We start from the raw sequence: 22,529 nt of genomic DNA, 5'->3' as shown, positions 1-22,529 counted from the left end.
AAGGCGCCTGGGGGGTGCCCCTCAGGAGGAGCGGAGGAGATGAGTGAAGAGCCGGTTTCCCGGCCTGACGGTGCGGCCCTCCCCGTGGCGACGGTGTCCCCCCGGTCGCCGGTTGACGCGCGCTGTGGCGGAGAGGTCAGCTCCGCCAGGCGGCGACGATCACTTTAGGTACGGATGTTCGACTCGACCAGGTAATTCTTCGAGGGCGGAGCAGCGTGGCGCGAAAGGGGCGTCGGGACTTCACAGGTCAGGCAGGCACAAGGCCCCGTGCAACCTGTGGGTTTTCTGTGTGCATGCCGTGGACGCGGCGTTGAATCGGGTACCACGCAGGGCTGAGATCGGCCAGAAACCACCCCTGCCTCAACGACGTTCGCCGTACAGCCGGTCAGGCCTCCGGCCCCGGGCCCCGGGCCACCGGGCCCGCCCGGTCCAGCAATCCCGTCCGCGCCGCGAGTGCCGCCGCCTCCAGGCGGGAGCCGACGCCGAGTTTCATCAGGACCCGCTGGACGTGCGTGCGGGCCGTGGAGGGTGCGATGCCCATGCCCGCCGCGATCAGGCGGGTGTCCTCGCCGTCCGCGACGCGGACCAGGACCTCCACCTCCCGGGGCGTGAGCATCGACAGCAACCGCTGCCCCTCGTCGTCCGGTTGGGCCGCCGGGTTCAGCAACTCGCTGAACGCGCCCTGCAGCAGTTGCGGCGCCACCGCCGCCTCCCCCGCCCGCGCCTTCATGATCGCCCGCTCGACACCCTCGATGCGCTCGTCATGCCGGACGTACCCGGAGGCCCCCGCAGCGAACGCCGCCGCGATGCCCCGCGGGTTCGGTACCGGCCCGAGCACCAGCACCGCCACCTGCGGCCGCTCCCGCTTGATCCGCACCACGGGGTCGAAGATCCCCGGCTCCGCCGGCGTCGCCGTCCCCAGCAGGCACACCTCCGGCGCCCGCGTGATCACCAGCTCCGCCGCCCCCGCGGCCGGCGCCGCCGCGGCCAGCACCCGGTGCCCCCGCAGCTTCAACGCCGAGGCCAGCGCCTCCGCCAGCAATCGGTGGTCGTCGACCACCATGAGCCGCGCTCCCATCGAGCAACCCCCCAGTCACCCAGTCCCCCCATGGAAGCCCCCCGGCTCCCCGCCTTCATGCCCCCGGAAGCTACACGCTTGTTCGACGTTGCGCTCCCCCTACCGGCGAGAATCGCCCCGGATCACCGAAACTCCTCACGTCCGAGGTTGACGCATCCCCACGCGAACGGCCCCGCCCCTGAACAGGGACGGGGCCGCACCAGCCACCAGTCGGTCAAGAAGCGACCGGCAGCCGATCAGCTCGTACCGAAGCCGACCGCGAGGTACTCCTTGCTGCCCGTGCTGGACCGCTTGCTCGCGTACACCTTGGACATGAACAGGTGCCCTTCGGCGTACAGGTACTCGGAGTAGTCCGGCGACATACGGCGCTCGACGTCCCGTACCTGGTCCGTCGCCGGGTTCTCCAGCAGCTTCGTCTGCTTGAAGCTGCCCCCGTCGATGCTCACGATCTGACCGCCCTTGTCGTACGGCGGCCGCTTGTACGCGATCAGGTTGCCGCCGTCCATCCGCAGCGGCGAGATCGTGTAGCCGTCGCCGGCGTCGGCCCGCTGCCCGGTCTGCTTGCCGGTGGCGAGGTCGAAGGCGACGACCTCGTTGGTCTGGCTGTACTTGCCGGTGCCGTCGTGCTCCTCGGTCGGCAGGTAGATCCGGTCGTTGCCGACGGCCAGCGCGTTGCACTGCTCGATGCGGGTGACGCCCTCACAGCGGGCCGCGAACTGCTCGCCCGGCGCGGAGATGCGCGTGCGCAGCTTGCCGGTCTTGTTGTCGATGGAGAAGAAGTCGGAGATGCCGCTGCCGTCGCCCGCGGAGTCGGCGACGTCGGCGGCCACCACGAGCGGGTTGGTCGACACGATGCTCGCGTACTCGATGCCCTCGGCCATCTTGTACTCCGAGATCACCTTCCCGGACTTCGGATCGATGGTCTGGATGTGCAGCTGCCGCTGCTCGTACGAGCCGCACTTGCGCACCGCGACCAGCTTCTCGCCGCCGCCGTACCCGGCGTCGTAGCAGGAGTCGGACGGCTTGGGGCTCCACAGGAGCTTGCCGGAGACGTCGAAGGCGGCGCCACCGCTGGAGCTGCCCACGGCGACGGTCCTTCCGCTGATCGTCACATTGTCGAAGGTGAGCGGATCGCCACCGGCCTCGACCGTCTTGGTCCACAGCCTCTTGCCCGCGTCGAGGTCGATCAGGGCGATCTGGCTGCACCCGTGCGAGCGTTCCGTCTTGGTCGGCATCGCGGGCTGGTAGAGGATCGCCGTCATGTTGTCGTCGGTGACATGGCGGCTGGCCTGGCAGACCGGGCCGTCCAGCGGGATCGTCCACAGCTCGCCGCCCTTGTCGCGGTCGTAGCCGACGATCTTGGCGATGCCGCTCTTGGCGTACGCCTTGTCGGTGAGCCACGAACCGGAGACGACGACCGTGCTGTCGTTCTTCACCTCGGGCATCGGCACCTGGAAGAGCACCTTGGCGCCGGGGTCGGACGGAGCCTTCTCCTTGCCGCCGGAACCGGTGCCGCCGTTACCGTCGTCCGTGCCGCCGGTGCCGCCGCTGGAGCTGGCGGTGTCGTCCTTCTTGCCGTCGTCCTTGCCGGAGTTGGCGTACCAGACACCACCGCCGATGATCAGGGCGATCGCCACGACCGCGGCGACGATGATGATCACCTGCGCGTTGAACTTGCTCCCGCCGCCCGGCTGTCCGGCCTGCGGCTGGAGCGGCATGGTCCCCTGCGGGTAGCCGTAGCCGGGCGGTTGCCCGTAGCCCGGCTGCTGCCCGTACCCAGGCTGCCCGTAAGGCGTCGTCGGCGGCTGCCCGTACGGCCCCGGCTGCTGGCCGGGGTAGCCGTAGCCGGGCGGGGCCTGCGGAGGCTGGGGCTGCTGGGGCGCCCCCTGCGGATAGCCGTACCCCGGCTGGGGCTGGGATTGGGGCTGCTGGGGCGGAGTCGGCGGACCGGCCGGCGGAGGCGTCTGCTGGGCCTGCGGGGCCTGCGGGGCCTGCGGGGCCTGCGGATAGCCGTACCCCGGCTCGGGGGCCTTGCCCAGGTCAGGTCCGCCGGCGGGCGGCGGGGTCTGCGGAGGCTGGTCCTGGGGCGGCCCGAACCCGCCCCCCTGCGGGGGCTGCTGGGGCGGCGGGGACGGTGGCTGGGTCATGGCGTGAGTACCTCGGGGAAGGGGACGGGCGGCGGCGGAGAGGGCGGTCGCGAAGGGGGAAGCGTCACTTGCCGTAGGCGAGCATCAACTTCTCCTTCGTGTCGTCGTTTCCGCTCAGCCGGGTGGTCGAGAGGTAGAAGCGCCCGTCGACCCAGTCGAAGTCCTTGGAGAAGAAGCCTTTCTCGAGGTCCGCGGCGCCCTGCGGGTTCTGCAGCAGCCGGGCCGGCTTGTGGCTGCCGCCGCCGGTCGGGATGGACACGATCTGTCCGCCCCCGTCGTACGACGGCTCCACGTAGGCGATGAGCTTGCCGCCCTCGGTCCTGATCGGCAGCATCGACTCGTCGGCCGGGGACTTCACCCGCCACTTCTCCTTGCCGTTGGCGAGGTTGACCGCGACGATCTCGTTGGCGCCGGTGGTGGCCTCGGTCGGCAGGTAGAGCGTGGTGTCGTCGACGGCGACGCCCTTGCAGCCCTGCAAATTGCGCTCGAGGATGGCCCAGCCGCACGCGGGGGCGAAGTCCTCGTCGAAGGCGACCTGCGAGCGGAATTTGCCGCCGGAGGTGAAGGTGGAGATGTTCCAGGCCTTCTTGTCCGCGTTGGTGCTGTAGACGACCAGCGGGCTGACCGAGTAGGTGCGCGCGACCCGCCAGCCCTTGTCGAACGGCTGGGTCCAGCGGGCCTTGCCGGTCTTCGGGTCGAGCTCCTGCACCTCGTCGTGCGCGTTGTCGCCGCCGGCGCCGCAGGAGGAGACGGCGATCAGCTTCTCGCCGCCGGCGAACGCGGCCGGGAAGCAGGAGTCGCCGTAGCGCTTCTTGTCGAAGAGCTTGTCGCCGTTGGTGACGTCGTACGCGGTGCCGGACTGGGAGCGGCCCACCATCAGCGTCGTGCCGGTGACGGACAGTTCGACGGAGCGCGTGGAGTCGAACAGGGCGCCGTCGGCGACCTTCTGCTTCCAGCCCTTCTCGCCCGTGACGAGGTCGATCTCCTGGAGCTGGTTGCACTTGGCGCGGTCGCTGCTGCCGCTCATGTACGCGACGACGATCTTGTCGTCGGACGTCTTCCGCGGGGTGGTCGCGCAGATCTTCTGCGGGAAGGTGATCGCGTCCCAGGTCGGCTTGCCGTCACCGACGTTGTAGGCGAAGAGCTGCTTGTACGCCGCCTTCACCGCGGTCTTGCCGGTGATCCACATGCCGGGGGCGTCGGCGCCGGAACCGGGGGCGTCGGGCGCCTCCTTGTACCAGAGGACCTTCGCCTCGCCTGCCTGGCGGCCCTCGTTGAGATCCTCCGGGTCCTCGCCGCCGTCGCCGCTGCCGTCACCGGGGTTGACGGGGGCGGAGGCGCCGGGCTTGCCGTCGTTGCTCGGCTGGGCGACCGGCTTCTTCTCGCCCTTGCCGTCGTCGCCGCCCGTGACGGCCCACACGGTGCCGCCGACCACGATCAGCGCGGCCACGGCGGCACCGATGATCAGGGCGGGCTTGCCCTTGAAGGGGCTGCCGGAGCCGCCCCCGGGCGGGGCGCCGGGCGCGCCGGGGTACTGGGGCTGCGTCGGGTAGCCGTAGCCGGGCTGGCCGTACGGCCCCGGCTGCTGCGGCTGGCCGTAGGGGCCGGAGGCGTAGGGTCCCGGCTGCCCGTACGGCCCGGGCTGCTGCGGGGGCTGCTGTGGGTAGCCGTAGCCGGGCTGCTGCGGGTAGCCGTAGCCGGGCGGTGGCGGGCCCTGCGGGGGAGGCGGCGTCTGCGGCGGGCCCTGGGGCGGTGGCGGGGTCTGCGGCGCCCCGAAGCCACCGCCCTGCGGCGGCTGGTCCTGCGGTGCTCCGAAGCCACCGTGCGGTGGCTGACTGGGCGGCTGAGTCATCAGTCGCTCCCCCCGTTCGATCATTGATTTTTAGCCACGCCCTGAGGTACGCGATGGGCTCAGAGTCGCTTCATGAAGTTCTCAGACGGCTCTTTCTATCACCCGGTACCGACAGCACAACGGGCCGTGTCCTCCCCTGTTCCCAAGGGAGGACCGGCCCGTGATGCCGCCGTTACGCGCCTTCACGCACCCTTCACGCGTCCTCGGCGAGTTCCAGCCACCGCATCTCCAGCTCCTCGCGCTGACCGGCCAACTCGCGCAGCTCGGCGTCCAGTTCGGCGACCTTCGCGAAGTCCGTAGCGTTTTCGGCGATCTGGGCGTGCAGCTTGGTCTCCTTCTCGGAGACCTTGTCGAGCTGCCGCTCGATCTTCTGCAGCTCCTTCTTGGCGGCGCGCTGGTCGGCGGCGCTCTTCTCCGGGGCCGCGGACTGCCGCGGTGCGGCGGCGGGGGCCGAGGCGGCAGCGGCCTCCTCCATGCGCAGGCGCCGTTCCAGGTACTCCTCGATGCCGCGCGGCAGCATCCGCAGGGCGCCGTCGCCGAGCAGGGCGAACACGCGGTCGGTGGTGCGCTCGATGAAGAACCGGTCGTGGGAGATGACGACCATCGAGCCGGGCCAGCCGTCGAGCACGTCCTCCAGCTGTGTCAGCGTCTCGATGTCGAGGTCGTTGGTGGGCTCGTCGAGGAAGAGCACGTTGGGCTCGTCCATGAGCAGGCGCAGCAGTTGGAGCCTGCGGCGCTCACCGCCGGACAGGTCGCCGACCGGCGTCCACTGCTTCTCCTTGGTGAAGCCGAACGTCTCACACAGCTGCCCGGCCGTCATCTCGCGTCCCTTGCCGAGGTCGACGCGCTCGCGCACCTGCTGCACGGCCTCCAGCACGCGCATCGCCGGGTCGAGTTCGGCGACCTCCTGGGAGAGGTAGGCCAGCTTCACCGTCTTGCCGACGCGGACGCGGCCGCCGGCGGGCTGGGTCTCGCCGTCGGTCCGGGCCGCCTGGGCCATGGCCCGCAGCAGGGAGGTCTTCCCCGCGCCGTTGACACCGACCAGGCCGATCCGGTCGCCGGGCCCGAGCTGCCAGGTGACGTGCTTGAGGAGGACCTTGGGTCCGGCCTGGACCGTGATGTCCTCCAGGTCGAACACCGTCTTGCCGAGCCGCGAGGACGCGAACTTCATCAGCTCGCTGCTGTCCCGGGGCGGCGGTACGTCCTTGATGAGCTCGTTGGCGGCCTCGACGCGGAAGCGCGGCTTGGACGTACGGGCAGGGGCGCCGCGCCGCAGCCAGGCCAGCTCCTTGCGGACGAGGTTCTGCCGCTTGACCTCCTCCGTCGCGGCGATGCGCTCGCGCTCGGCCCGGGCGAAGACGTAGTCGGAGTAGCCGCCCTCGTACTCGAAGACCGAGCCGCGCTGGACGTCCCACATGCGCGTGCAGACCTGGTCCAGGAACCAGCGGTCGTGGGTGACGCACACCAGCGCCGACCGGCGGTTCTGCAGATGCCGGGCGAGCCAGGAGATGCCCTCGACGTCGAGGTGGTTGGTGGGCTCGTCCAGGACGAGCAGGTCCTGCTCCTCGATGAGCAGCTTGGCCAGCGCGATGCGGCGCCGCTCACCGCCGGACAGCGGCCCGATCACGGTGTCGAGCCCCTTGGGGAACCCCGGCAGGTCGAGCCCGCCGAACAGGCCGGTCAGCACGTCCCTGACCTTGGCGACGCCCGCCCACTCGTGGTCGGCCATGTCGCCGATGACCTCGTGGCGGACGGTGGCCTCGGGGTCGAGGGAGTCGTGCTGCGTGAGCACGCCGAGGCGCAGTCCGCCGGAGTGGGTGACGCGGCCGGTGTCGGCGTCCTCCTGCTTGGCGAGCATGCGGATCAGCGTGGTCTTTCCGTCGCCGTTGCGGCCGACGACGCCGATGCGGTCCCCTTCGGAGACGCCGAGGGAGACGCCGTCGAGCAGGGCACGGGTGCCGTACACCTTGCTGACGTTCTCGACATTGACCAGGTTGACGGCCATTTCTCTCCTGACAGGGGGGACGATCGACCCTCCAGGGTAGTCGGGCGGCGGGGTGTTCCGGCCGGTGCGGTCAGGAGGGCTCGGCGGCTTCCCGGCGGCGCGGGTACCGCCACGCGTCCAGCAGCCTCTCGTCGCCCCGGAGCTCCTCGCCGAGGGGGCCGGTCCGGTGCTCGGCCTCCACGCGGCGCGGGTCGTCGCGCCGGGCCGGGCAGCCGCCGTACGGTATCAACGCCCCGCGACCGTGGCCCCCGGCGCCGGACCCGATGCCGTGCGCACCGTCCGGCACGTGCCGGACGTCAGCAGCGCCTGTGCCACCGCCGCCGCCGACTCCGGGTCACGGACGAGGAACGCCGTGGTCGGGCCGGAGCCCGAGACGAGGGCGGCGAGGGCGCCCGCGGCACGGCCGGCCGCCAGGGTGCCGGCGAGTTCCGGGAAGAGGGACAGGGCCGCGGGCTGGAGGTCGTTGGAGACGGCCGCGGCGAGCTCGTCCGGGTCGCCCTTGGCGAGGGCGGCGAGGAGTTTCGGGGAGGCGACGGGCTCGGGGATGTCCGTGCCCTCGCCGAGCCGGTCGAACTCGCGGAAGACCGCCGGGGTCGACAGGCCCCGCCCGGCCATCGCGAACACCCAGTGGAACGTGCCGCCGACCTCCAGGGGCGTCAGCTGCTCGCCCCGCCCGATGCCGAGGGCCGCCCCGCCGACCAGGCTGAACGGTACGTCGCTGCCCAACTCGGCGCAGATGTCGAGCAGTTCGTCCCGGGAGGCACCCGTCTCCCACAGCGCGTCGCAGGCCACCAGCGCGCCGGCGCCGTCCGCGCTGCCGCCCGCCATGCCGCCGGCGACGGGGATGTGCTTGGCGATGTGGATGTGGACGTCGGGCGTCCGGCCGTACCGCTCGGCCAGCGCTTCGGCCGCCCGCACGGCCAGGTTCGTGCGGTCCAGGGGAACCTGGCCGGCGTCCGGGCCGTCGCAGGTGACGCGGAGTGCGTCGGCCGGGGTGACGGTGATCTCGTCGTACAGGCCGACCGCGAGGAAGACGTTGGCCAGGTCGTGGAAGCCGTCGGGGCGGGCGGCGCCGACCGCCAGCTGCACATTGACCTTGGCGGGGACGCGTACCGTGACGCTCACGCGGGCTCCTTCTCCTGGTGCCGGCCGGCCTTGTGCTCGGCGATCCGCGCGAACTCCTCCACGGTGAGCGACTCGCCCCGGGCCTGCGGCGAGACCCCGGCGGCGATCAGGGCCTCCTCGGCGGCGGCGGGGGATCCGGCCCAGCCGGCGAGGGCGGCCCGGAGCGTCTTGCGGCGCTGGGCGAAGGCCGCGTCGACGACGGCGAAGACCTCGGCCTTCGAGGCCGTCGTAGTCAGCGGCTCGGACCGGCGGACGAGGGAGACCAGGCCGCTGTCGACGTTGGGCGCCGGCCAGAAGACGTTCCGTCCGATGGATCCGGCGCGCTTGACCTCGGCGTACCAGTTGGCCTTGACCGAGGGGACGCCGTAGACCCTCGAGCCGGGTGCGGCGGCGAGCCGGTCGGCGACCTCCGCCTGGACCATGACGAGGGTGCGCTCGATGCTCGGGAAGGTGTCGAGCATGTGCAGCAGGACCGGAACGGCCACGTTGTAGGGGAGGTTGGCGACCAGCGCGGTCGGGGCGGGGCCCGGCAGTTCGGCGACGTGCATCGCGTCGGAGTGGACGAGCGCGAACCGGTCGGCGCGGTCGGGCATGCGGGCCGTGATGGTCGCCGGCAGCGCGGCGGCGAGCACGTCGTCGATCTCCACGGCCGTGACCCGGTCGGCGACCTCCAGCAGCGCGAGGGTGAGGGAACCGAGCCCCGGGCCGACCTCGACGACCACGTCGTCGGGGTGGACCTGTGCGGTGCGGACGATGCGGCGGACGGTGTTCGCGTCGATCACGAAGTTCTGTCCGCGCTGTTTGGTGGGGCGTACGCCGAGGGCTGCCGCGAGTTCGCGGATGTCGGCGGGGCCGAGGAGGGCGTCGGGGGCGGGGCTGGTCACGGGGACAAGGGTACGGGTTTCGTTCACACCTGTTCGTGCGGCCGGGCGCCGGTCCGTGCGGCCGGGCGCCGGTCGCTGCAACCCGCCCGCCTGTTCGCGGCCCGCCCGCCCGTGCCACCCCCGCCTGTCCATCCAGTCAACCCGCCCACCCGTCCCACTGGCCCCCTACCCGTGCAGTCGGCCCCCGCAGTGCGGCCAGGGGCTCGTCCCCCGTCGCACATACAGCTTCTTCGCCCGGTACGTCTGTTCCGCCGCCGGGGCGTCCTGGGGGCGGCCGCTCCCGCCGAGGGCCTGCCAGGTCCGGGTGTCGAACTGGTACAGGCCGCCGTAGGTGCCGGACGCGTCGACCGCGTCGGGACGGCCGCCGGACTCGCAGGCCGCCAGCCCCTGCCAGTTGAGGTGGTCGGCCCCCCGCACGGACGCGGGGCGCGGCCTCGTGCCGACCTTCACCACCTGCGGGCGGGGTTCGCGCACCACCTCGGACCTGACGCGGCGCGGCTTCTGCCTGACCCCGTTGACCGTGCGCAGGGAGTAGGTGACCCGGCGCAGGCCCGGCTCGCCCGCGCGCTCCACGACCTCCGTGCCGCGGAACAGGGTCGGGTCCTCCGTCCGTCGCACCTGGAAGGCGATCGCCTCCTCGCGGACCTCCTTGCCGGCGGTGATCCGCAGCACCGTCACGGTCTGCCCGTCGCGCGGGAAGCTCCCCTGCGCGACCGACGTGGTGTCCTGCCCGCGCAGGGTGATCCCGGCCTCCTCGACGGCCTCCCGCACGGTCGCCGCGTTGGTGCGGACGGTTCGGGCCCGGCCGTCCGCCATGATCGTGACCGTGCGCTCGGTCCGCACATCCAGTGCGAGCCCCTCGCGCCCGATGCGCCGGGAGCGCGACGCAGACACGTACGCGCCCTCCTGCCGCACCCCCAGCTGCCGCAGCGCCCCCTCCACCGTGTGGGCCGTGGTCCACACCTCGCGCCGGTGGCCGTCGAGGGTGAGCCGCACGGGCCGGGCGTAGTGCACGGCCACCTCGTCACCGCTGGCGATCTCCGTGCCGGGCCCGGGCGCCACCACGTCGTGGGCGCCGATCTCGACACCCTCCTCCGTGAGCAGCTCGGTGACGTCGTCGGCGAAGGTGTGCAGCGTGCGCGCCTTGCCGTCGACGTTCAGTTCGATCGCCTTGTCCTTGGCGACGAACGCCGTGGTGCCGCCCGCCAGGAAAGCCACGACCAGGGCCTGCGGGAGCAGCCGCCGCATGGAGCCGTCCGTGCGCTGCCCCCGGGGCTCGGTGTACCGCGCTTTGCGCCGGCGCGCGGCCTTGCGGTGCGAGCCGGTGCGCGACGCGGCGCGCGATCCGGCACGCGCACCCTCACTCTCGCCCGCACCCCCACCCACGCGCTCACCCAGCGTCCCCTGCCGGGGCAGCCCGGGCAGGGTCGGCACCTCATAGGCGGGCCGGTAGGCGTCCTCATAGGCGGGCCGGTAGGTGTCCTCATAGGCACCGGGCGCCCCGTACCCGAGCGTCTCGGCGCTGTGCAGATCGGCCGGGGGCGCGCCGAAGCCGCCGTACACCGGGTCGGCGCAGGCCGGGCCATACGTCTCGTGCGTCTCGTACGTCTCGTACGTCTCGTACCGCGAGTTGCTCACGCCGACACGCTCCAGGGGCCGGAGGGGGTCCAGAGGGGTCCGGATCGGGCCCCAAGAACCTAGCGGAGCGGCCGTCACTCTCCAAAGCGACGCGGCTACGCACAGTCGTGCGGCCGGGGTCAGTAGCCGAAGGCGCGTGCGGTGTTCGCCCCGAGTGCCGTGGCCAGCGCGTCCTCGTCGATGCCGCGTACTCCGGCCATGGCCCGCACCGTGATCGGCACGAGGTAGGGGGCGTTGGGCCGCCCGCGGTACGGCGCCGGCGTGAGGAAGGGCGCGTCCGTCTCCACGAGGAGCAGTTCCAGCGGCGCCACCGCCACGGCGTCCCGCAGGTTCTGGGCGTTCTTGAAGGTGACGTTGCCGGCGAAGGACATGAAGTAGCCCGCGCCCGCGCAGATCTCCGCCATCTCGGCGTCGCCGGAGTAGCAGTGGAAGACGGTCCGCTCGGGGGCGCCCTCCTCCTTCAGTACCCGCAGGACGTCGGCGTGGGCCTCGCGGTCGTGGATGACCAGGGCCTTGCCGTGCCGTTTGGCGATCTCGATGTGGGCGCGGAAGGACAGCTCCTGCGCGTCCTTGCCCTCGGGCCCGGTGCGAAAGTAGTCCAGGCCCGTCTCACCGACGCCCTTGACCTGGGGCAACGCGGCCAGCCGGTCGATCTCGGCGAGCGCGTCCTCCAGGGCGGCCTGCCCACCCGGCTCGCGTGCGCCCTGCCTCGACCAGCCGTCGGGGTCGCCGTGGACGATCCGGGGCGCCTCGTTCGGGTGCAGCGCGACCGTCGCGTGGACGGCGTCGTGGTCCGCCGCGGTCTCGGCCGCCCAGCGGGAGCCCTTGAGGTCGCAGCCGACCTGCACGACCGTCGTCACGCCGACCGCCGCCGCCTTCGCCAGCGCCTCCTCGACCGTGCCGGACTGCATGTCCAGGTGGGTGTGGGAGTCGGCGACCGGTACCCGGAGGGGTTCCGGGAGGGGCGGGGCGGCGTTCTTGTCCGGCCGGCCGGAGTCGTTCGAAGGCATGCCCCGATCCTACGAAACCTACGAAAGGGGTACGCCCTCCCCGATGGAGGAGGGCCGGGGAGGGCGTCTACAAGGGAAGCCGGACGGGTCAGCTCGCCTTGCGCTGGAAGGGGTGCAGCAGGTCGGAGAGGTGCCAGTGGTGGTCGCGCCGCTCCTGACCGGCCGCCGCCCCGGCCCCGGCGTCCGCCGTCGGCGCCTCCACGGGCCCGGCGGGCGGCGGCACGCGGCGGGGCCGGCGCGCCGCGTCGCGCGCCGAGGCGACCCGCCCGGGCCGCATGATCCGCACGACGTGCCCGTCACAGTTCTGGCAGGTGGGCCTGCTCAACGGGGAGGGCACGACCGTGCCGTCCGCCACGTAGAGGACGAACTCGTGCCCCTCGGCGTCCGTGTGGTGCTCTATCTCGTACGACTGCTCCCAGCCGTGCCCGCAGCGCATGCAGGCGAAGGAGTACGCCTCGTTGACGACGGCACTCGCACCGGCGCGGAGCCCGGTCCGTCCCGCGATCTCACTCATGCCAGCTCCTGTTCCGCTGTGGCGTGAGGACGATTCCGTCCCCGCACCCCAGTGGACTCCTCAGCCGGACCGAAGACAGCGGACCTGTCGACTGTTGGCCCCGATTTGGGCCTCCCTTGCCCCAGACCACGGTCGCCTTTACCCACCCATAGGGCGCCCGTTTCCCACTCATGGGGCGCCCGCTCATCCGAAATGCGCCCCGCTCAAAGGGTGTTCACGTCCCACGCGGGGGCACGGGGGAAGGACCGCGCGGTCCACCCCACACGGCCCCCACCCCGCGAAGCACTCCGGCCCCCTGCCCCCTGCCCCCGCGCCCTCCTCAGACCCGCCCCCGGACCCGGACCCGGACCCGGCTACCGAGCGGCGTTCTTCGCAGCGACCACCGCATCGAAGACAACCCTCTTGGGCACACCCGCCTCCACCGCCACCGCGGCGATGGCGTCCTTGCGCCGCTCCCCCGCTTCCTCCCGCACCCGGACCCGCCGGACCAGTTCCTCCGGTCCGACCTCCTCAGGCCCCTTGTCCGGCGCCCCCTCCACCACCACGGTGATCTCCCCGCGCACGCCCTCCGCGGCCCAGGACGCCAGTTCCCCGAGCCCTCCGCGCCGGACCTCCTCGTACGTCTTGGTCAGCTCGCGGCACACGGCGGCCCGCCGCTCCGCCCCGAACACCTCGGCCATGGCGGCCAGGGTGTCGTCCAGCCGGTGAGGAGCCTCGAAGTACACGAGGGTCCGCCGCTCCCCGGCCACTTCCCGCAGCCGCCCCAGCCGCTCCCCCGCCTTGCGTGGCAGGAACCCCTCGAAGCAGAACCGGTCGACGGGCAGCCCCGACAGGGCGAGCGCGGTGAGCACCGCGGACGGTCCCGGCACGGCGGTGACCCGCACATCCCGCTCGACGGCGGCCGCGACCAGCCGGTACCCCGGGTCGGACACCGACGGCATCCCCGCGTCCGTGACGAGCAGCACCCGCGCCCCGCCCGCCAGTTCCTCCACCAGTTCGGGAGTCCGCGCGGCCTCGTTGCCCTCGAAGTACGACACCACCCGCCCCTTGGGCGTGACGCCGAGCGCCTGGGTCAGCCGGCGCAGCCGCCGCGTGTCCTCGGCGGCGACGACGTCCGCCCCGGCCAGTTCCTCGGCGAGCCGGGGCGGGGCGTCCGCGATGTCGCCGATGGGGGTGCCTGCGAGTACGAGGGTTCCGGTCACACCCCCCATCCTCCCAGGGGCCGGGAACGCACACTCCTCCCAGGGGCGGAGGATGCGGACGCATACCGGCCATGCACGGGACTCACACAGCACGGTTCCCTACGATGGCGCGGTGACCAGTACCGCGTCCTCCACGGACACCCGGCAGGACCAGACGCCGCACGAACAGCGGCCGCCCTGGCAGCAGAGGCTGCGCCGCTTCGGCTACCAGGGGCAGCCCGGCAGCGACGCCCGTGACGTCCGTGACCGCCTGGTGCCGCCGTACACCGAACCCGGCCCGCGCCTGTGGGCGACGCTCGGCATCCCGCACACCCTGGCCGGGCGGATGGTGCGCTGGTCGGGCTGGATCGGCCCGCTGCTCGTCACGCTGCTGGCGGGTGTGCTGCGGTTCTGGAACCTGGGCAGCCCCAGGGCGGTGATATTCGACGAGACGTACTACGCGAAGGACGCGTGGGCGCTCGTCCAGCGCGGTTTCGAGGTCAACTGGGACAAGAACGCCAACGACCTGGTCCTCTCGTCCGGCGGGAACGTCACGCTCCCCACGGACGCGGCGTACGTCGTGCACCCGCCGGTCGGCAAGTACGTCATCGGCCTCGGCGAGCTGTTGTTCGGCTTCGACCCCTTCGGCTGGCGGTTCATGACGGCCCTGCTCGGGACGCTGTCGGTGCTGCTGCTGTGCCGGATCGGCCGCAGGCTGTTCCGCTCCACCTTCCTCGGCTGCCTCGCGGGCACGCTGATGGCGCTGGACGGGCTGCACTTCGTGATGAGCCGTACGGCGCTGCTCGACGGTGTGCTGATGTTCTTCGTGCTGGCCGCGTTCGGGTGCCTGCTGGTCGACCGGGACAGGGCCCGCGGGAGACTCGCCGCCGCCCTGCCTGCGGACGCCGACGGCCGTGTCCGCCCCGACCGGCACACGGCCGAGACGACCCGCCTCGGATGGCGCCCCTGGCGCTGGGCGGCGGGCCTGATGCTGGGCCTGGCCATCGGCACGAAGTGGAACGGCCTCTACATCCTGGCCGCGTTCTGCCTGATGGCGGTGGTGTGGGACGTCGGCTCGCGCCGGGTCGCCGGTGCCCGCCACCCGTACTCGGCGGTCCTCAGGCGCGACACGGGCCTCGCGTTCCTCGCCACGGTCCCAGTCGCCCTGGTCACCTACCTCGCGTCCTGGACCGGCTGGATCCTCTCCCCCACGAACGGCTCCGGCGGCTACTTCCGCAACTGGGCCGCGACCGACGGCAAGGGCGGCAGCTGGACCTTCCTGCCCGACTGGCTGCGCAGCCTGTGGCACTACGAACACCAGGTCTACGAGTTCCACGTCGGCCTGTCCTCGCCGCACACGTACCAGTCCAACCCGTGGAGCTGGCTCGTCCTCGGCCGCCCGGTGTCGTACTTCTACGAGTCCCCGGCGCCCGGCAAGGACGGCTGCCCCGCCGACGCCGGCGAGAAGTGCGCCCGTGAGGTCCTCGCCCTGGGCACACCGCTGCTGTGGTGGGTCGCCTGTTTCGCGGTCCTGTACGTGCTGTGGCGCTGGTTCTTCCGCCGCGACTGGCGGGCGGGTGCCATCGCCTGCGGCATCGCGGCCGGCTATCTGCCCTGGTTCATGTACCAGGAACGGACGATCTTCTTCTTCTACTCCGTCGTCTTTCTACCGTTCCTGTGCCTGGCGGTGGCCATGCTCCTCGGCGCGATCACCGGCCCGCCCCGCTCCACGGACACCCGCCGCGTCGCGGGCGCCACGGCCGCGGGCGTCCTGGTCCTGCTGATCGCCTGGAACTTCATCTACTTCTGGCCCCTGTACACGGGCCAGGCCATACCGATCGACGACTGGCGGGCGCGGATGTGGCTGGACACCTGGGTCTGACCCATGTTCGGTCAAAAATCGAAACAATCACCCCTGCCGTCACCCCCTGCACCTAGAGTGCTACGGGACCGGGCTTTCTGAACGCGTTCAAAGGATCGCGTGGGGCTCGACGGGGAGGGGACCGCCCAATGGGCAAGGGGGTCAAGGCCGCCGTCATAGGCGGGGTGTTCGCGGTGATGGTGGGCGGGGCCGGATACGGCACCTACAACATCGTGAGCGCGCTGAACGGCGGCGGGGGCGGCACGGCCGGGGTGGCCGCGGAGAAGAAGTCGGGGCCGCCCGGCAAGGACGAGGTCGAGCGGACCACGGCCAAGTTCTTCGCGGCCTGGGAGGAGGGCGCGGCCGCGTCGGCGGCGTCGTACACGAACAACGACGCGGCGGCCGAGCGGCTGCTGACCGCCTTCGCCGACGACGCCCACATCAAAGACGTGAAGATCACGCCCGGGGCGGCGACCGGCACCACGGTTCCCTACAAGGTGAAGGCGAAGGTGGCCTTCGACGGGAAGTCCAAGGCGCTGAGCTACGAGAGCGAGCTGAAGGTCGTGCGCGGCCTCACCACGGGGCGGCCGCTGGTCGACTGGCAGCCGGCCCTCGTACACCCCGAGTTGGGGAAGGACGACACGCTCGTCACGGAGCAGTCGGCCAACCCGCCCATCGAGGCGGTCGGTCGTGACGGCTCCGTGCTGACGAAGGAGGAGTACCCCTCCCTCGGCCCGGTCCTGGACGCCCTGCGCGACAAGTACGGCGAGAAGGCCGGCGGCTCCCCCGGCGTCGAGCTGGTCGTCCGGCACACCGGCGGGAACGCCCCGGACACCCCGCTGCTCACCCTCGCCGAGGGCAAGTCCGGCAAGCTCACCACCACGATCAGCCCGAGCGCGCAGGCGGCGGCCGAGAAGGCGGTCAAGCGGTTCGCCCAGTCGTCGGTGGTGGCGGTCAAGCCGAGCACCGGCGAGGTGCTGGCCGTCGCCAACAACCGCACGGACGGCTTCAACGCGGCCTTCGAGGGCCAGGCGGCGCCCGGCTCCACGATGAAGATCATCACCGCCGCGATGCTCATCGACAACGGTGTCACCTCGATGAACGGCCCGGCGCCCTGCCCGCCCACGGCGACGTGGCAGAGCCAGACCTTCAACAACCTCACGGGCATGGAGCCCAACGAGAACGCCACCCTCGCCAACAGCTTCATGCGGTCCTGCAACACCGCCTTCATCAAGCTCATCGACGAGCAGCCGCTCACGGACGCCTCGCTGACCCGGGAGGCCGAGCAGCGCTTCGGGCTGGGGCAGGACAACTGGAAGACCGGCATCGTCTCGTTCGACGGCAGGGTCCCCGCGGTCAGCGGCCCGGACCGGGCGGCCGGTGCCATCGGTCAGGGGCAGGTGCAGATGAGCCCGCTGAACATGGCCTCGGTGACCGCGACCGCGATCACCGGCGCCTTCCGCCAGCCCTATCTCGTCTCGCCGACGCTGGACGACCGTGAGCTGGCCCGGGCCCAGGGCCTGCGGGCGAGCACCGCCGCCCAGCTGAAGCAGATGATGCGGCTCACCGCCACCCGGGGCACCGCCCAGGAGGCCATGGCCGGGCTCGGCGGCGACATCGGCGCCAAGACCGGTTCCGCCGAGGTCGACGGGAACGCCAAGTCCAACAGCTGGTTCACCGGGTTCCGGGGCGACCTCGCGGCGGCGGCCATGACCGAGGAGGGCGGCCACGGCGGCGACGCGGCCGGGCCGATTGTCGCAGCCGTGCTACGAACCGGAGGCTGATCTCACCTCCGCGGCACGGGACTCTAGGGTGGTGGCCGTCGTTGGGACAGCCGAGGGCGACGGAGACCCTGGGGATTCGCGGAGGAACGAGCAGCAGTGGGCAACAGAAGGCGCGTCGCCGAGCGACGGAAGACGAGCCCCGCCGTGATCGGCGGGGTGATCGCCGTGGTCGTCGGCGGTGCCGGGGTCGGCGCCTACGCGCTGTCCGGCGGCACGGCGGCCGACGGCACCCGGGCGGCCTCCGGCGACCAGAAGTCCAAGGTGAAGACCGGGCCGCTGTCGGCGACCGAGGTCACCACCACCGCCCGGGCCTTCCTCACCGCCTGGCAGTCGGGGAAGCTCACCGAGGCCGCCGCGGCCACCGACGACTCGGCGACGGCCACGTCCCTGCTCACCGGCTACACCAAGGACGCCCGCATCAAGGACGTCACCCTCACCCCGGGCACGCGCACGGGCGACAAGGTGCCGTTCTCCGTCAAGGCCACGGTGTCGTACAAGGACACCGAGAAGCCGCTGGCGTACGACAGCTCCCTCACCGTCGTCCGCCGCACCAGCGACGGGAAGCCCCTGGTCGACTGGCAGTCGGCGGTCGTCCACCCGGATCTGAGGGACGGTGACAAGCTGGTCACCGGCGAGGCCGGCACGCCCCCGGTCAAGGCGCTCGACCGGGACGGCGGCGAACTGACCAAGGCGAAGTACGCCTCCATCGGCCCGATCCTGGACGGACTGCGCGAGAAGTACGGCAAGGAGGCCGGCGGCAAGGCCGGCATCGAGCTGCGGGTGGTGCGCGGGAAGGCGGCCAAGGCGAAGGACCTGTCCGACAAGACCCTGCTGGAGCTGAGCGAGGGCACGCCGGGCACGGTGAAGACCACGCTGGACCCGGCGCTCCAGGAGGCGGCCGAGAAGCAGGTCGCGAAGAAGGCCCGGTCGTCGGTGGCCGTGGTGCGGGTGTCGACCGGCGAGATCCTGGCCGCCGCCAACGCCTCCCCCGGCTTCAACACCGCCTTCCAGGGCTCCCTGGCCCCCGGCTCCACGATGAAGGTCATCACCTCGTCGCTGCTGATCGAGAAGGGCCTGGCCGCCGCGGACAAGAAGCACCCGTGCCCGAAGTACTTCACGTACGGGCACTGGAAGTTCCAGAACCTCGACAAGTTCGAGATCAAGGGCGGCACCTTCAAGGCGAGCTTCGCCCGCTCCTGCAACACCGCCTTCATCAGCCAGGCGCCGAAGCTGAAGGACGACGACCTGACCAAGCAGGCCCAGCAGGTCTTCGGCCTGGGGCTGGACAACTGGGCGATCGGCGTGCCGTCCTTCGACGGCGCGGTGCCCGTGCAGTCGAAGGCCCAGATGGGTGCCTCGCTGCTCGGGCAGGGCGGGGTCCGGATGAACCCGCTGAACATGGCGTCGGTGTCGGCGACGGTCAAGGCCGGCACCTTCCGCCAGCCGTACCTGGTCTCCCCGGACGTCGACGGGCGGGAGCTCGCGACGGCCTCGCGCACGATGTCGGCGGGCGCCCTGGCGCAGCTGCGTGAGCTGATGGCGTACACGGCCGCGGCCGGTACGGCCGCCGAGGCGATGGCCGGGGTCAGCGGTGACGTCGGCGCGAAGACCGGGTCCGCCGAGGTCGACGGCCAGAAGAAGCCGAACGGCTGGTTCACCGCGTACCGGGGCGACCTCGCGGCGGCGGGGGTGGTCCAGCAGGGCGGGCACGGCGGTTCGACGGCCGGTCCGATCGTGGCGGCCCTGCTGAAGGCGGGCGGCTGAACCCGAGGCTCAGCGGTCACGGGCCCGGCGGGGCATGAACTCCGTGGGCCCGCGGCCTCCGTGGGGCACGGGCCCAGCGGGGCATACGCTCTATGGGTCATGGGTTCAGTGGTCACGGCCCAGCGGGGCATAGGCCCCGTGGGGCACGGGCCCAGCGGGGCATAGGTTCCGTGGGGCACAGGCCCAGCGGGGCATAGTTCCGTGGGGCACGGGCCCAGTTTGTCACGGGCTCAGTGGATCACCGGCTCCGCGGCTGCCATGTAGGTCCGCCGCAGGAAGCGCAGCAGCGCCTGCCGCTCGAACTGCACCACCGACACGCCCTGCGCGGAGTGGAACTCCACGATGACCTGCACCCGGCCGCAGGGCCACACCCGTACCTCGCCGCTACCCGCGGGTGCCCGCAGCCCCTCCTCCAGCAGCCGGCGGTCGAAGGTCCACTCCCGCCCCGCGGCACCGGGCAGCCCGACCCGTACGCGGCGGGGATCACGCTCGGGGTCGTACCGCAGGGTGACCGGAATCGCCTCCAGCTCGTCGATCAGCGGAACCGTCGCGTCCGTGACGATGTGGGCTCGCGCGTACTGCTCGACTACGGACATCGGACGACCCCTTCACTGTGCGTCACCTATATGGAGGCCATGCGTCCACTCCCCCAATGTCGCATATTTTCCTGATTGCGCCCTATGAGGCGGCATACATCGCGGATGAGATAAACGAACCTCACGCTCTTGCAAACTATTCGCATCAAGCCACATCATCGAACCGTGCATGTACCTGATGGCTTCCTCAACGCCCCCACCTCCGCCGCCACTGGTGTGATCGCCGCGGGCGCCGTCGCCGTGAGCCTGCGCGGCGCACGCCGTGAGCTCGACGAGCGCACGGCGCCGCTGGCCGGGCTCGTCGCGGCGTTCATCTTCGCGGTGCAGATGCTGAACTTCCCCGTCGCGGCGGGAACCAGCGGCCATCTGCTCGGCGGTGCGCTGGCCGCGATACTCGTCGGCCCCTACACAGGGGTGCTGTGCGTCTCCGTCGTGCTGCTCATGCAGGGCATCCTCTTCGCGGACGGCGGCCTGACCGCGCTCGGCGTGAACATCACCAACATGGCGATCGTCACCGTGGTCGTCGCCTACGCGCTCTTCCGCGGCCTGGTGAAGGTGCTGCCCCGCACCCGCCGGTCGGTCACCGCGGCCTCCTTCGTCGCCGCCCTGGTCTCCGTCCCGGCGGCCGCCCTGGCCTTCACGCTGATGTACGCCGTGGGCGGCACCACCGACGTCTCCATCGGCAAGGTCGCCACCGCCATGGTCGGCGTGCACGTCCTGATCGGCATCGGCGAGGCCGTGATCACCGCGTTGACCGTCGGCTCGGTCATCGCCGTACGCCCGGACCTGGTGTACGGGGCGCGCGGCCTCACGCAGAAGCTCAAGCTGCGGGTGAACGGCGAACTGGTCGACGCGCCGCAGGCCGAGCCGGAGCCCGCCCCCGTGGCAGCCCGGACCTCGCACCGCAAGGTGTGGGCGGCGGGCCTGGCCGCCTCCCTCGTCCTGGCCGGGTTCGTCAGCTTCTACGCCTCCGCCAATCCCGACGGCCTGGAGAAGGTCGCCGCCGACCACGGCATCGACAGGAAGACCGAGGAGCACGCCGTGGCGGACTCCCCGCTCGCCGACTACGGCGTCGAGGACGTCGACGACGCCCGCCTGTCCGGGGGGCTGGCGGGCGTCATCGGCGTGGGTCTCACGGTCGTCGCGGGCAGCGCGGTCTTCTGGTCCGTCCGCCGCCGCCGCACCGACGACGTCTCCCCGTCGGACACGACGAGCACGACGAGCACGCCGGACACGGCCGGCAAGCCGGACGCGACGAGCACCACGCGCGCCTGACATGGGAGCCGGGCACGCGCACAAGCTCTACCGGCACGGGCACTCGCCCGTGCACGGCCTGCCGCCGCACACCAAGCTCGCCGCCGTGTTCGCGTTCGTGGTCGTCGTGGTGTCGACACCGCGGGAGGCGATGTGGGCGTTCGGCCTGTACGCCGTACTGCTCGGCGTCGTCGCGTACGCCGCGCGCGTGCCCGCCGGGTTCCTGCTGCGGCGGCTGCTGATCGAGGTGCCGTTCGTCGCGTTCGCGGTGCTCATGCCGTTCGTCGCGGAGGGCGAGCGGGTCGACGTCCTCGGCCTGTCCCTGAGCGTCAACGGCCTGTGGGGCGCCTGGAACGTGCTCGCCAAGGGCACGCTCGGGGTCGCGGCCTCGGTGCTGCTGGCCGCCACGACCGAACTGCGCGAACTGCTCCTCGGCCTGCAGCGCCTCAAACTCCCGCCGCTCCTCGTGCAGATCGCGTCCTTCATGATCCGCTACGGCGACGTCATCACGGACGAGATGCGGCGCATGCGGATCGCCCGGGAGTCACGCGGCTTCGAGGCGAGCGGTGTCCGGCACTGGGGCGTGCTCGCCCAGTCGGCGGGCGCGCTGTTCATCCGCTCCTACGAACGCGGCGAGCGCGTGCACCTGGCCATGGTGAGCCGCGGGTACGCCGGCTCCATGCCGGTCATCGACGAGGTGACCGCGTCCCGGGCGCAGTGGTCGTACGCCTTCGCCCTCCCGAGCGCGGCTCTCGTCGTCTGTCTGCTGGGATGGACCCTGTGACACCTTCTGCCCCTGTGACACCTTCTCTCGAAGTGGCCGGACTGGCCTTCGCCTACCCCGACGGGCACCAGGCCCTCTTCGGCGTCGACTTCTCGATCGCGCGCGGCGAGCGGGTCGCGCTGCTCGGGCCGAACGGCGCCGGCAAGACGACCCTCGTCCTGCACCTCAACGGCATCCTGACCGGCGGCGCCGGCACGGTGAAGGTCGCCGGGCTGCCCGTGGGCAAACGGAACATGGCCGAAGTCCGGCGCCGGGTCGGCATCGTCTTCCAGGACCCGGACGACCAGCTCTTCATGCCGACGGTCCGGGAGGACGTGGCGTTCGGGCCCGCGGCGGCCGGGCTGAAGGGCCCGGAGCTGGAGGAGCGCGTGGACCGGGCGCTGGAGCGGGTCGGCATGGCGGAGTTCAAGGAGCGCCCCCCGCACCACCTCTCCTTCGGCCAGCGCCGCCGGGTGGCCGTGGCGACCGTGCTGGCGATGGAGCCGGAGATCCTCGTCCTGGACGAGCCCTCCTCCAACCTCGACCCCGCCTCCCGCCGCGAACTGGCCGACATCCTCCGCTCGCTCGACGTGACGCTGCTCATGGTCACGCACGACCTGCCGTACGCCCTGGAGCTGTGCCCGCGCTCCCTGGTCCTCAGCGAGGGCGTGATCGCGGCGGACGGTCCGACCGGCGAGCTGCTCTCCGACGAGGAGCTGATGCGGGCCCACCGGCTGGAGCTGCCGTTCGGTTTCGATCCGCGGTCCGTGCCGGCCGCCCCGGCCCGTCCGTGACAAAGGGCGGGTGACGGACGAGAGACCGAGCGCTCGCCGCCGCCGGACCAGCGGCTGTGCTGCGCGGCCTCGGCCCCAACCGGCAGCGCGGCTACGGCCTCGCGGTCGCCCTGAGCGTCTCGCTCCCGGTCGTGGACTCCGACCTCGCGACCAGGCTGGTCGACGCCGCCCACGAGATCTGCCCGTACTCGAACGCGACCCGCGGGAACATCGACGTGACCGTCCTGCTTGGCTGAAGGGGAGCAGGGGGAGCACCGCGGCGAGACGAGGAGTACGGAC

General features: G+C 72.0%; 18 protein-coding genes and 1 pseudogene. 7 read left to right on the top strand and 12 right to left on the bottom strand.

Annotation, left to right across the window (positions count from 1 at the left end):
* Positions 1-385 precede the first annotated feature (385 nt).
* The 11 genes from ACZ5TL_RS17805 to rsmI form a co-directional block, all read right to left on the bottom strand.
* Positions 386-1,078 carry a helix-turn-helix transcriptional regulator gene (locus ACZ5TL_RS17805; RefSeq protein ID WP_468590749.1) on the bottom strand — a complete coding sequence of 231 codons (693 nt, stop codon included), beginning with the start codon at positions 1,076-1,078 and terminating at the stop codon, positions 386-388.
* Positions 1,079-1,314: 236 nt separating this feature from the next.
* The gene (locus ACZ5TL_RS17800; protein ID WP_468590747.1) at positions 1,315-3,225 is read right to left on the bottom strand and encodes an outer membrane protein assembly factor BamB family protein; all 1,911 of its coding nucleotides are present in this window, start codon (positions 3,223-3,225) and stop codon (positions 1,315-1,317) included.
* Positions 3,226-3,289: 64 nt separating this feature from the next.
* Positions 3,290-5,077: an outer membrane protein assembly factor BamB family protein gene (locus ACZ5TL_RS17795; RefSeq protein WP_468590746.1), complete on the bottom strand. Its 1,788-nt coding sequence runs from the start codon at positions 5,075-5,077 to the stop codon at positions 3,290-3,292.
* 193 nt (positions 5,078-5,270) lie between these two features.
* Complete coding sequence (locus ACZ5TL_RS17790) at positions 5,271-7,082, bottom strand: ABC-F family ATP-binding cassette domain-containing protein (protein WP_468590745.1); 1,812 nt, start codon at positions 7,080-7,082, stop codon at positions 5,271-5,273.
* A gap of 70 nt (positions 7,083-7,152) precedes the next feature.
* Positions 7,153-7,311, bottom strand: coding sequence for a hypothetical protein (locus tag ACZ5TL_RS17785; protein ID WP_468590743.1), 159 nt, complete (start codon positions 7,309-7,311; stop codon positions 7,153-7,155).
* Positions 7,308-8,207 (bottom strand): 4-(cytidine 5'-diphospho)-2-C-methyl-D-erythritol kinase, encoded by a 900-nt coding sequence (locus ACZ5TL_RS17780; RefSeq protein ID WP_468590741.1) that lies wholly within the window; start codon positions 8,205-8,207, stop codon positions 7,308-7,310. The genes ACZ5TL_RS17785 and ACZ5TL_RS17780 overlap by 4 nt, the downstream gene beginning before the upstream one ends.
* Positions 8,204-9,091, bottom strand: a complete 888-nt coding sequence (gene rsmA, locus ACZ5TL_RS17775) for a 16S rRNA (adenine(1518)-N(6)/adenine(1519)-N(6))-dimethyltransferase RsmA (protein WP_468590739.1) — start codon at positions 9,089-9,091, stop codon at positions 8,204-8,206. The genes ACZ5TL_RS17780 and rsmA overlap by 4 nt, the downstream gene beginning before the upstream one ends.
* Before the next feature lie 165 nt (positions 9,092-9,256).
* Positions 9,257-10,729: a ubiquitin-like domain-containing protein gene (locus ACZ5TL_RS17770; RefSeq protein WP_468590737.1), complete on the bottom strand. Its 1,473-nt coding sequence runs from the start codon at positions 10,727-10,729 to the stop codon at positions 9,257-9,259.
* Between the two features lie 119 nt (positions 10,730-10,848).
* Positions 10,849-11,739, bottom strand: coding sequence for a TatD family hydrolase (locus ACZ5TL_RS17765; RefSeq protein ID WP_468590736.1), 891 nt, complete (start codon positions 11,737-11,739; stop codon positions 10,849-10,851).
* 88 nt (positions 11,740-11,827) lie between these two features.
* Complete coding sequence (locus ACZ5TL_RS17760) at positions 11,828-12,253, bottom strand: hypothetical protein (protein WP_468590734.1); 426 nt, start codon at positions 12,251-12,253, stop codon at positions 11,828-11,830.
* A gap of 353 nt (positions 12,254-12,606) precedes the next feature.
* On the bottom strand, positions 12,607-13,455 hold the full coding sequence (rsmI, locus tag ACZ5TL_RS17755) for a 16S rRNA (cytidine(1402)-2'-O)-methyltransferase (protein ID WP_468590733.1): 849 nt from the start codon (positions 13,453-13,455) through the stop codon (positions 12,607-12,609).
* A 112-nt stretch (positions 13,456-13,567) separates the two neighbouring features.
* Between rsmI and ACZ5TL_RS17750 the strand changes: the two genes are divergently transcribed.
* From ACZ5TL_RS17750 to ACZ5TL_RS17740, 3 genes are all read left to right on the top strand, one after another.
* Positions 13,568-15,316, top strand: a complete 1,749-nt coding sequence (locus ACZ5TL_RS17750) for a dolichyl-phosphate-mannose--protein mannosyltransferase (protein WP_468590731.1) — start codon at positions 13,568-13,570, stop codon at positions 15,314-15,316.
* Positions 15,317-15,444: 128 nt separating this feature from the next.
* Entirely contained in the window at positions 15,445-17,079 is a 1,635-nt protein-coding gene (locus ACZ5TL_RS17745; RefSeq protein WP_468590729.1) for a penicillin-binding transpeptidase domain-containing protein, read from the top strand.
* A gap of 96 nt (positions 17,080-17,175) precedes the next feature.
* Positions 17,176-18,843, top strand: a complete 1,668-nt coding sequence (locus ACZ5TL_RS17740) for a penicillin-binding transpeptidase domain-containing protein (protein WP_468590727.1) — start codon at positions 17,176-17,178, stop codon at positions 18,841-18,843.
* 230 nt (positions 18,844-19,073) lie between these two features.
* Here the strand turns inward: ACZ5TL_RS17740 and ACZ5TL_RS17735 are convergent, their stop codons facing one another.
* A complete protein-coding gene (locus tag ACZ5TL_RS17735) occupies positions 19,074-19,439 on the bottom strand; it encodes an SsgA family sporulation/cell division regulator (protein WP_468590725.1) in 366 nt (121 codons plus the stop codon).
* A gap of 165 nt (positions 19,440-19,604) precedes the next feature.
* Between ACZ5TL_RS17735 and ACZ5TL_RS17730 the strand changes: the two genes are divergently transcribed.
* From ACZ5TL_RS17730 to ACZ5TL_RS17715, 4 genes and pseudogenes are all read left to right on the top strand, one after another.
* Complete coding sequence (locus ACZ5TL_RS17730; protein ID WP_468590723.1) at positions 19,605-20,714, top strand: energy-coupling factor ABC transporter permease; 1,110 nt, start codon at positions 19,605-19,607, stop codon at positions 20,712-20,714.
* A 1-nt stretch (position 20,715) separates the two neighbouring features.
* Positions 20,716-21,477, top strand: a complete 762-nt coding sequence (gene cbiQ, locus ACZ5TL_RS17725) for a cobalt ECF transporter T component CbiQ (protein WP_468590721.1) — start codon at positions 20,716-20,718, stop codon at positions 21,475-21,477.
* Positions 21,465-22,250, top strand: coding sequence for an energy-coupling factor ABC transporter ATP-binding protein (locus tag ACZ5TL_RS17720; protein WP_468590719.1), 786 nt, complete (start codon positions 21,465-21,467; stop codon positions 22,248-22,250). Before cbiQ ends, ACZ5TL_RS17720 begins: the two co-directional genes overlap by 13 nt.
* Before the next feature lie 65 nt (positions 22,251-22,315).
* Positions 22,316-22,486, top strand: a pseudogene (locus ACZ5TL_RS17715) (OsmC family protein); the annotation flags it as partial.
* Positions 22,487-22,529: the final 43 nt, after the last annotated feature.

This window comes from Streptomyces sp. NPDC033136 (assembly GCF_055578235.1).
Note: the sequence above shows the minus strand (reverse complement) of the source record. Positions and strands in the feature narration are given on the sequence as shown.

Coding starts and splice junctions, on each gene's coding strand:
- ACZ5TL_RS17765 (WP_468590736.1), bottom strand. CDS start 11,739: ATGCCTTCGAACGACTCCGGCCGGCCGGACAAGAACGCCGCCCCGCCC.
- ACZ5TL_RS17800 (WP_468590747.1), bottom strand. CDS start 3,225: ATGACCCAGCCACCGTCCCCGCCGCCCCAGCAGCCCCCGCAGGGGGGC.
- ACZ5TL_RS17795 (WP_468590746.1), bottom strand. CDS start 5,077: ATGACTCAGCCGCCCAGTCAGCCACCGCACGGTGGCTTCGGAGCACCG.
- cbiQ (WP_468590721.1), top strand. CDS start 20,716: ATGGGAGCCGGGCACGCGCACAAGCTCTACCGGCACGGGCACTCGCCC.
- ACZ5TL_RS17745 (WP_468590729.1), top strand. CDS start 15,445: ATGGGCAAGGGGGTCAAGGCCGCCGTCATAGGCGGGGTGTTCGCGGTG.
- ACZ5TL_RS17735 (WP_468590725.1), bottom strand. CDS start 19,439: ATGTCCGTAGTCGAGCAGTACGCGCGAGCCCACATCGTCACGGACGCG.
- ACZ5TL_RS17790 (WP_468590745.1), bottom strand. CDS start 7,082: ATGGCCGTCAACCTGGTCAATGTCGAGAACGTCAGCAAGGTGTACGGC.
- ACZ5TL_RS17805 (WP_468590749.1), bottom strand. CDS start 1,078: ATGGGAGCGCGGCTCATGGTGGTCGACGACCACCGATTGCTGGCGGAG.
- ACZ5TL_RS17760 (WP_468590734.1), bottom strand. CDS start 12,253: ATGAGTGAGATCGCGGGACGGACCGGGCTCCGCGCCGGTGCGAGTGCC.
- ACZ5TL_RS17720 (WP_468590719.1), top strand. CDS start 21,465: ATGGACCCTGTGACACCTTCTGCCCCTGTGACACCTTCTCTCGAAGTG.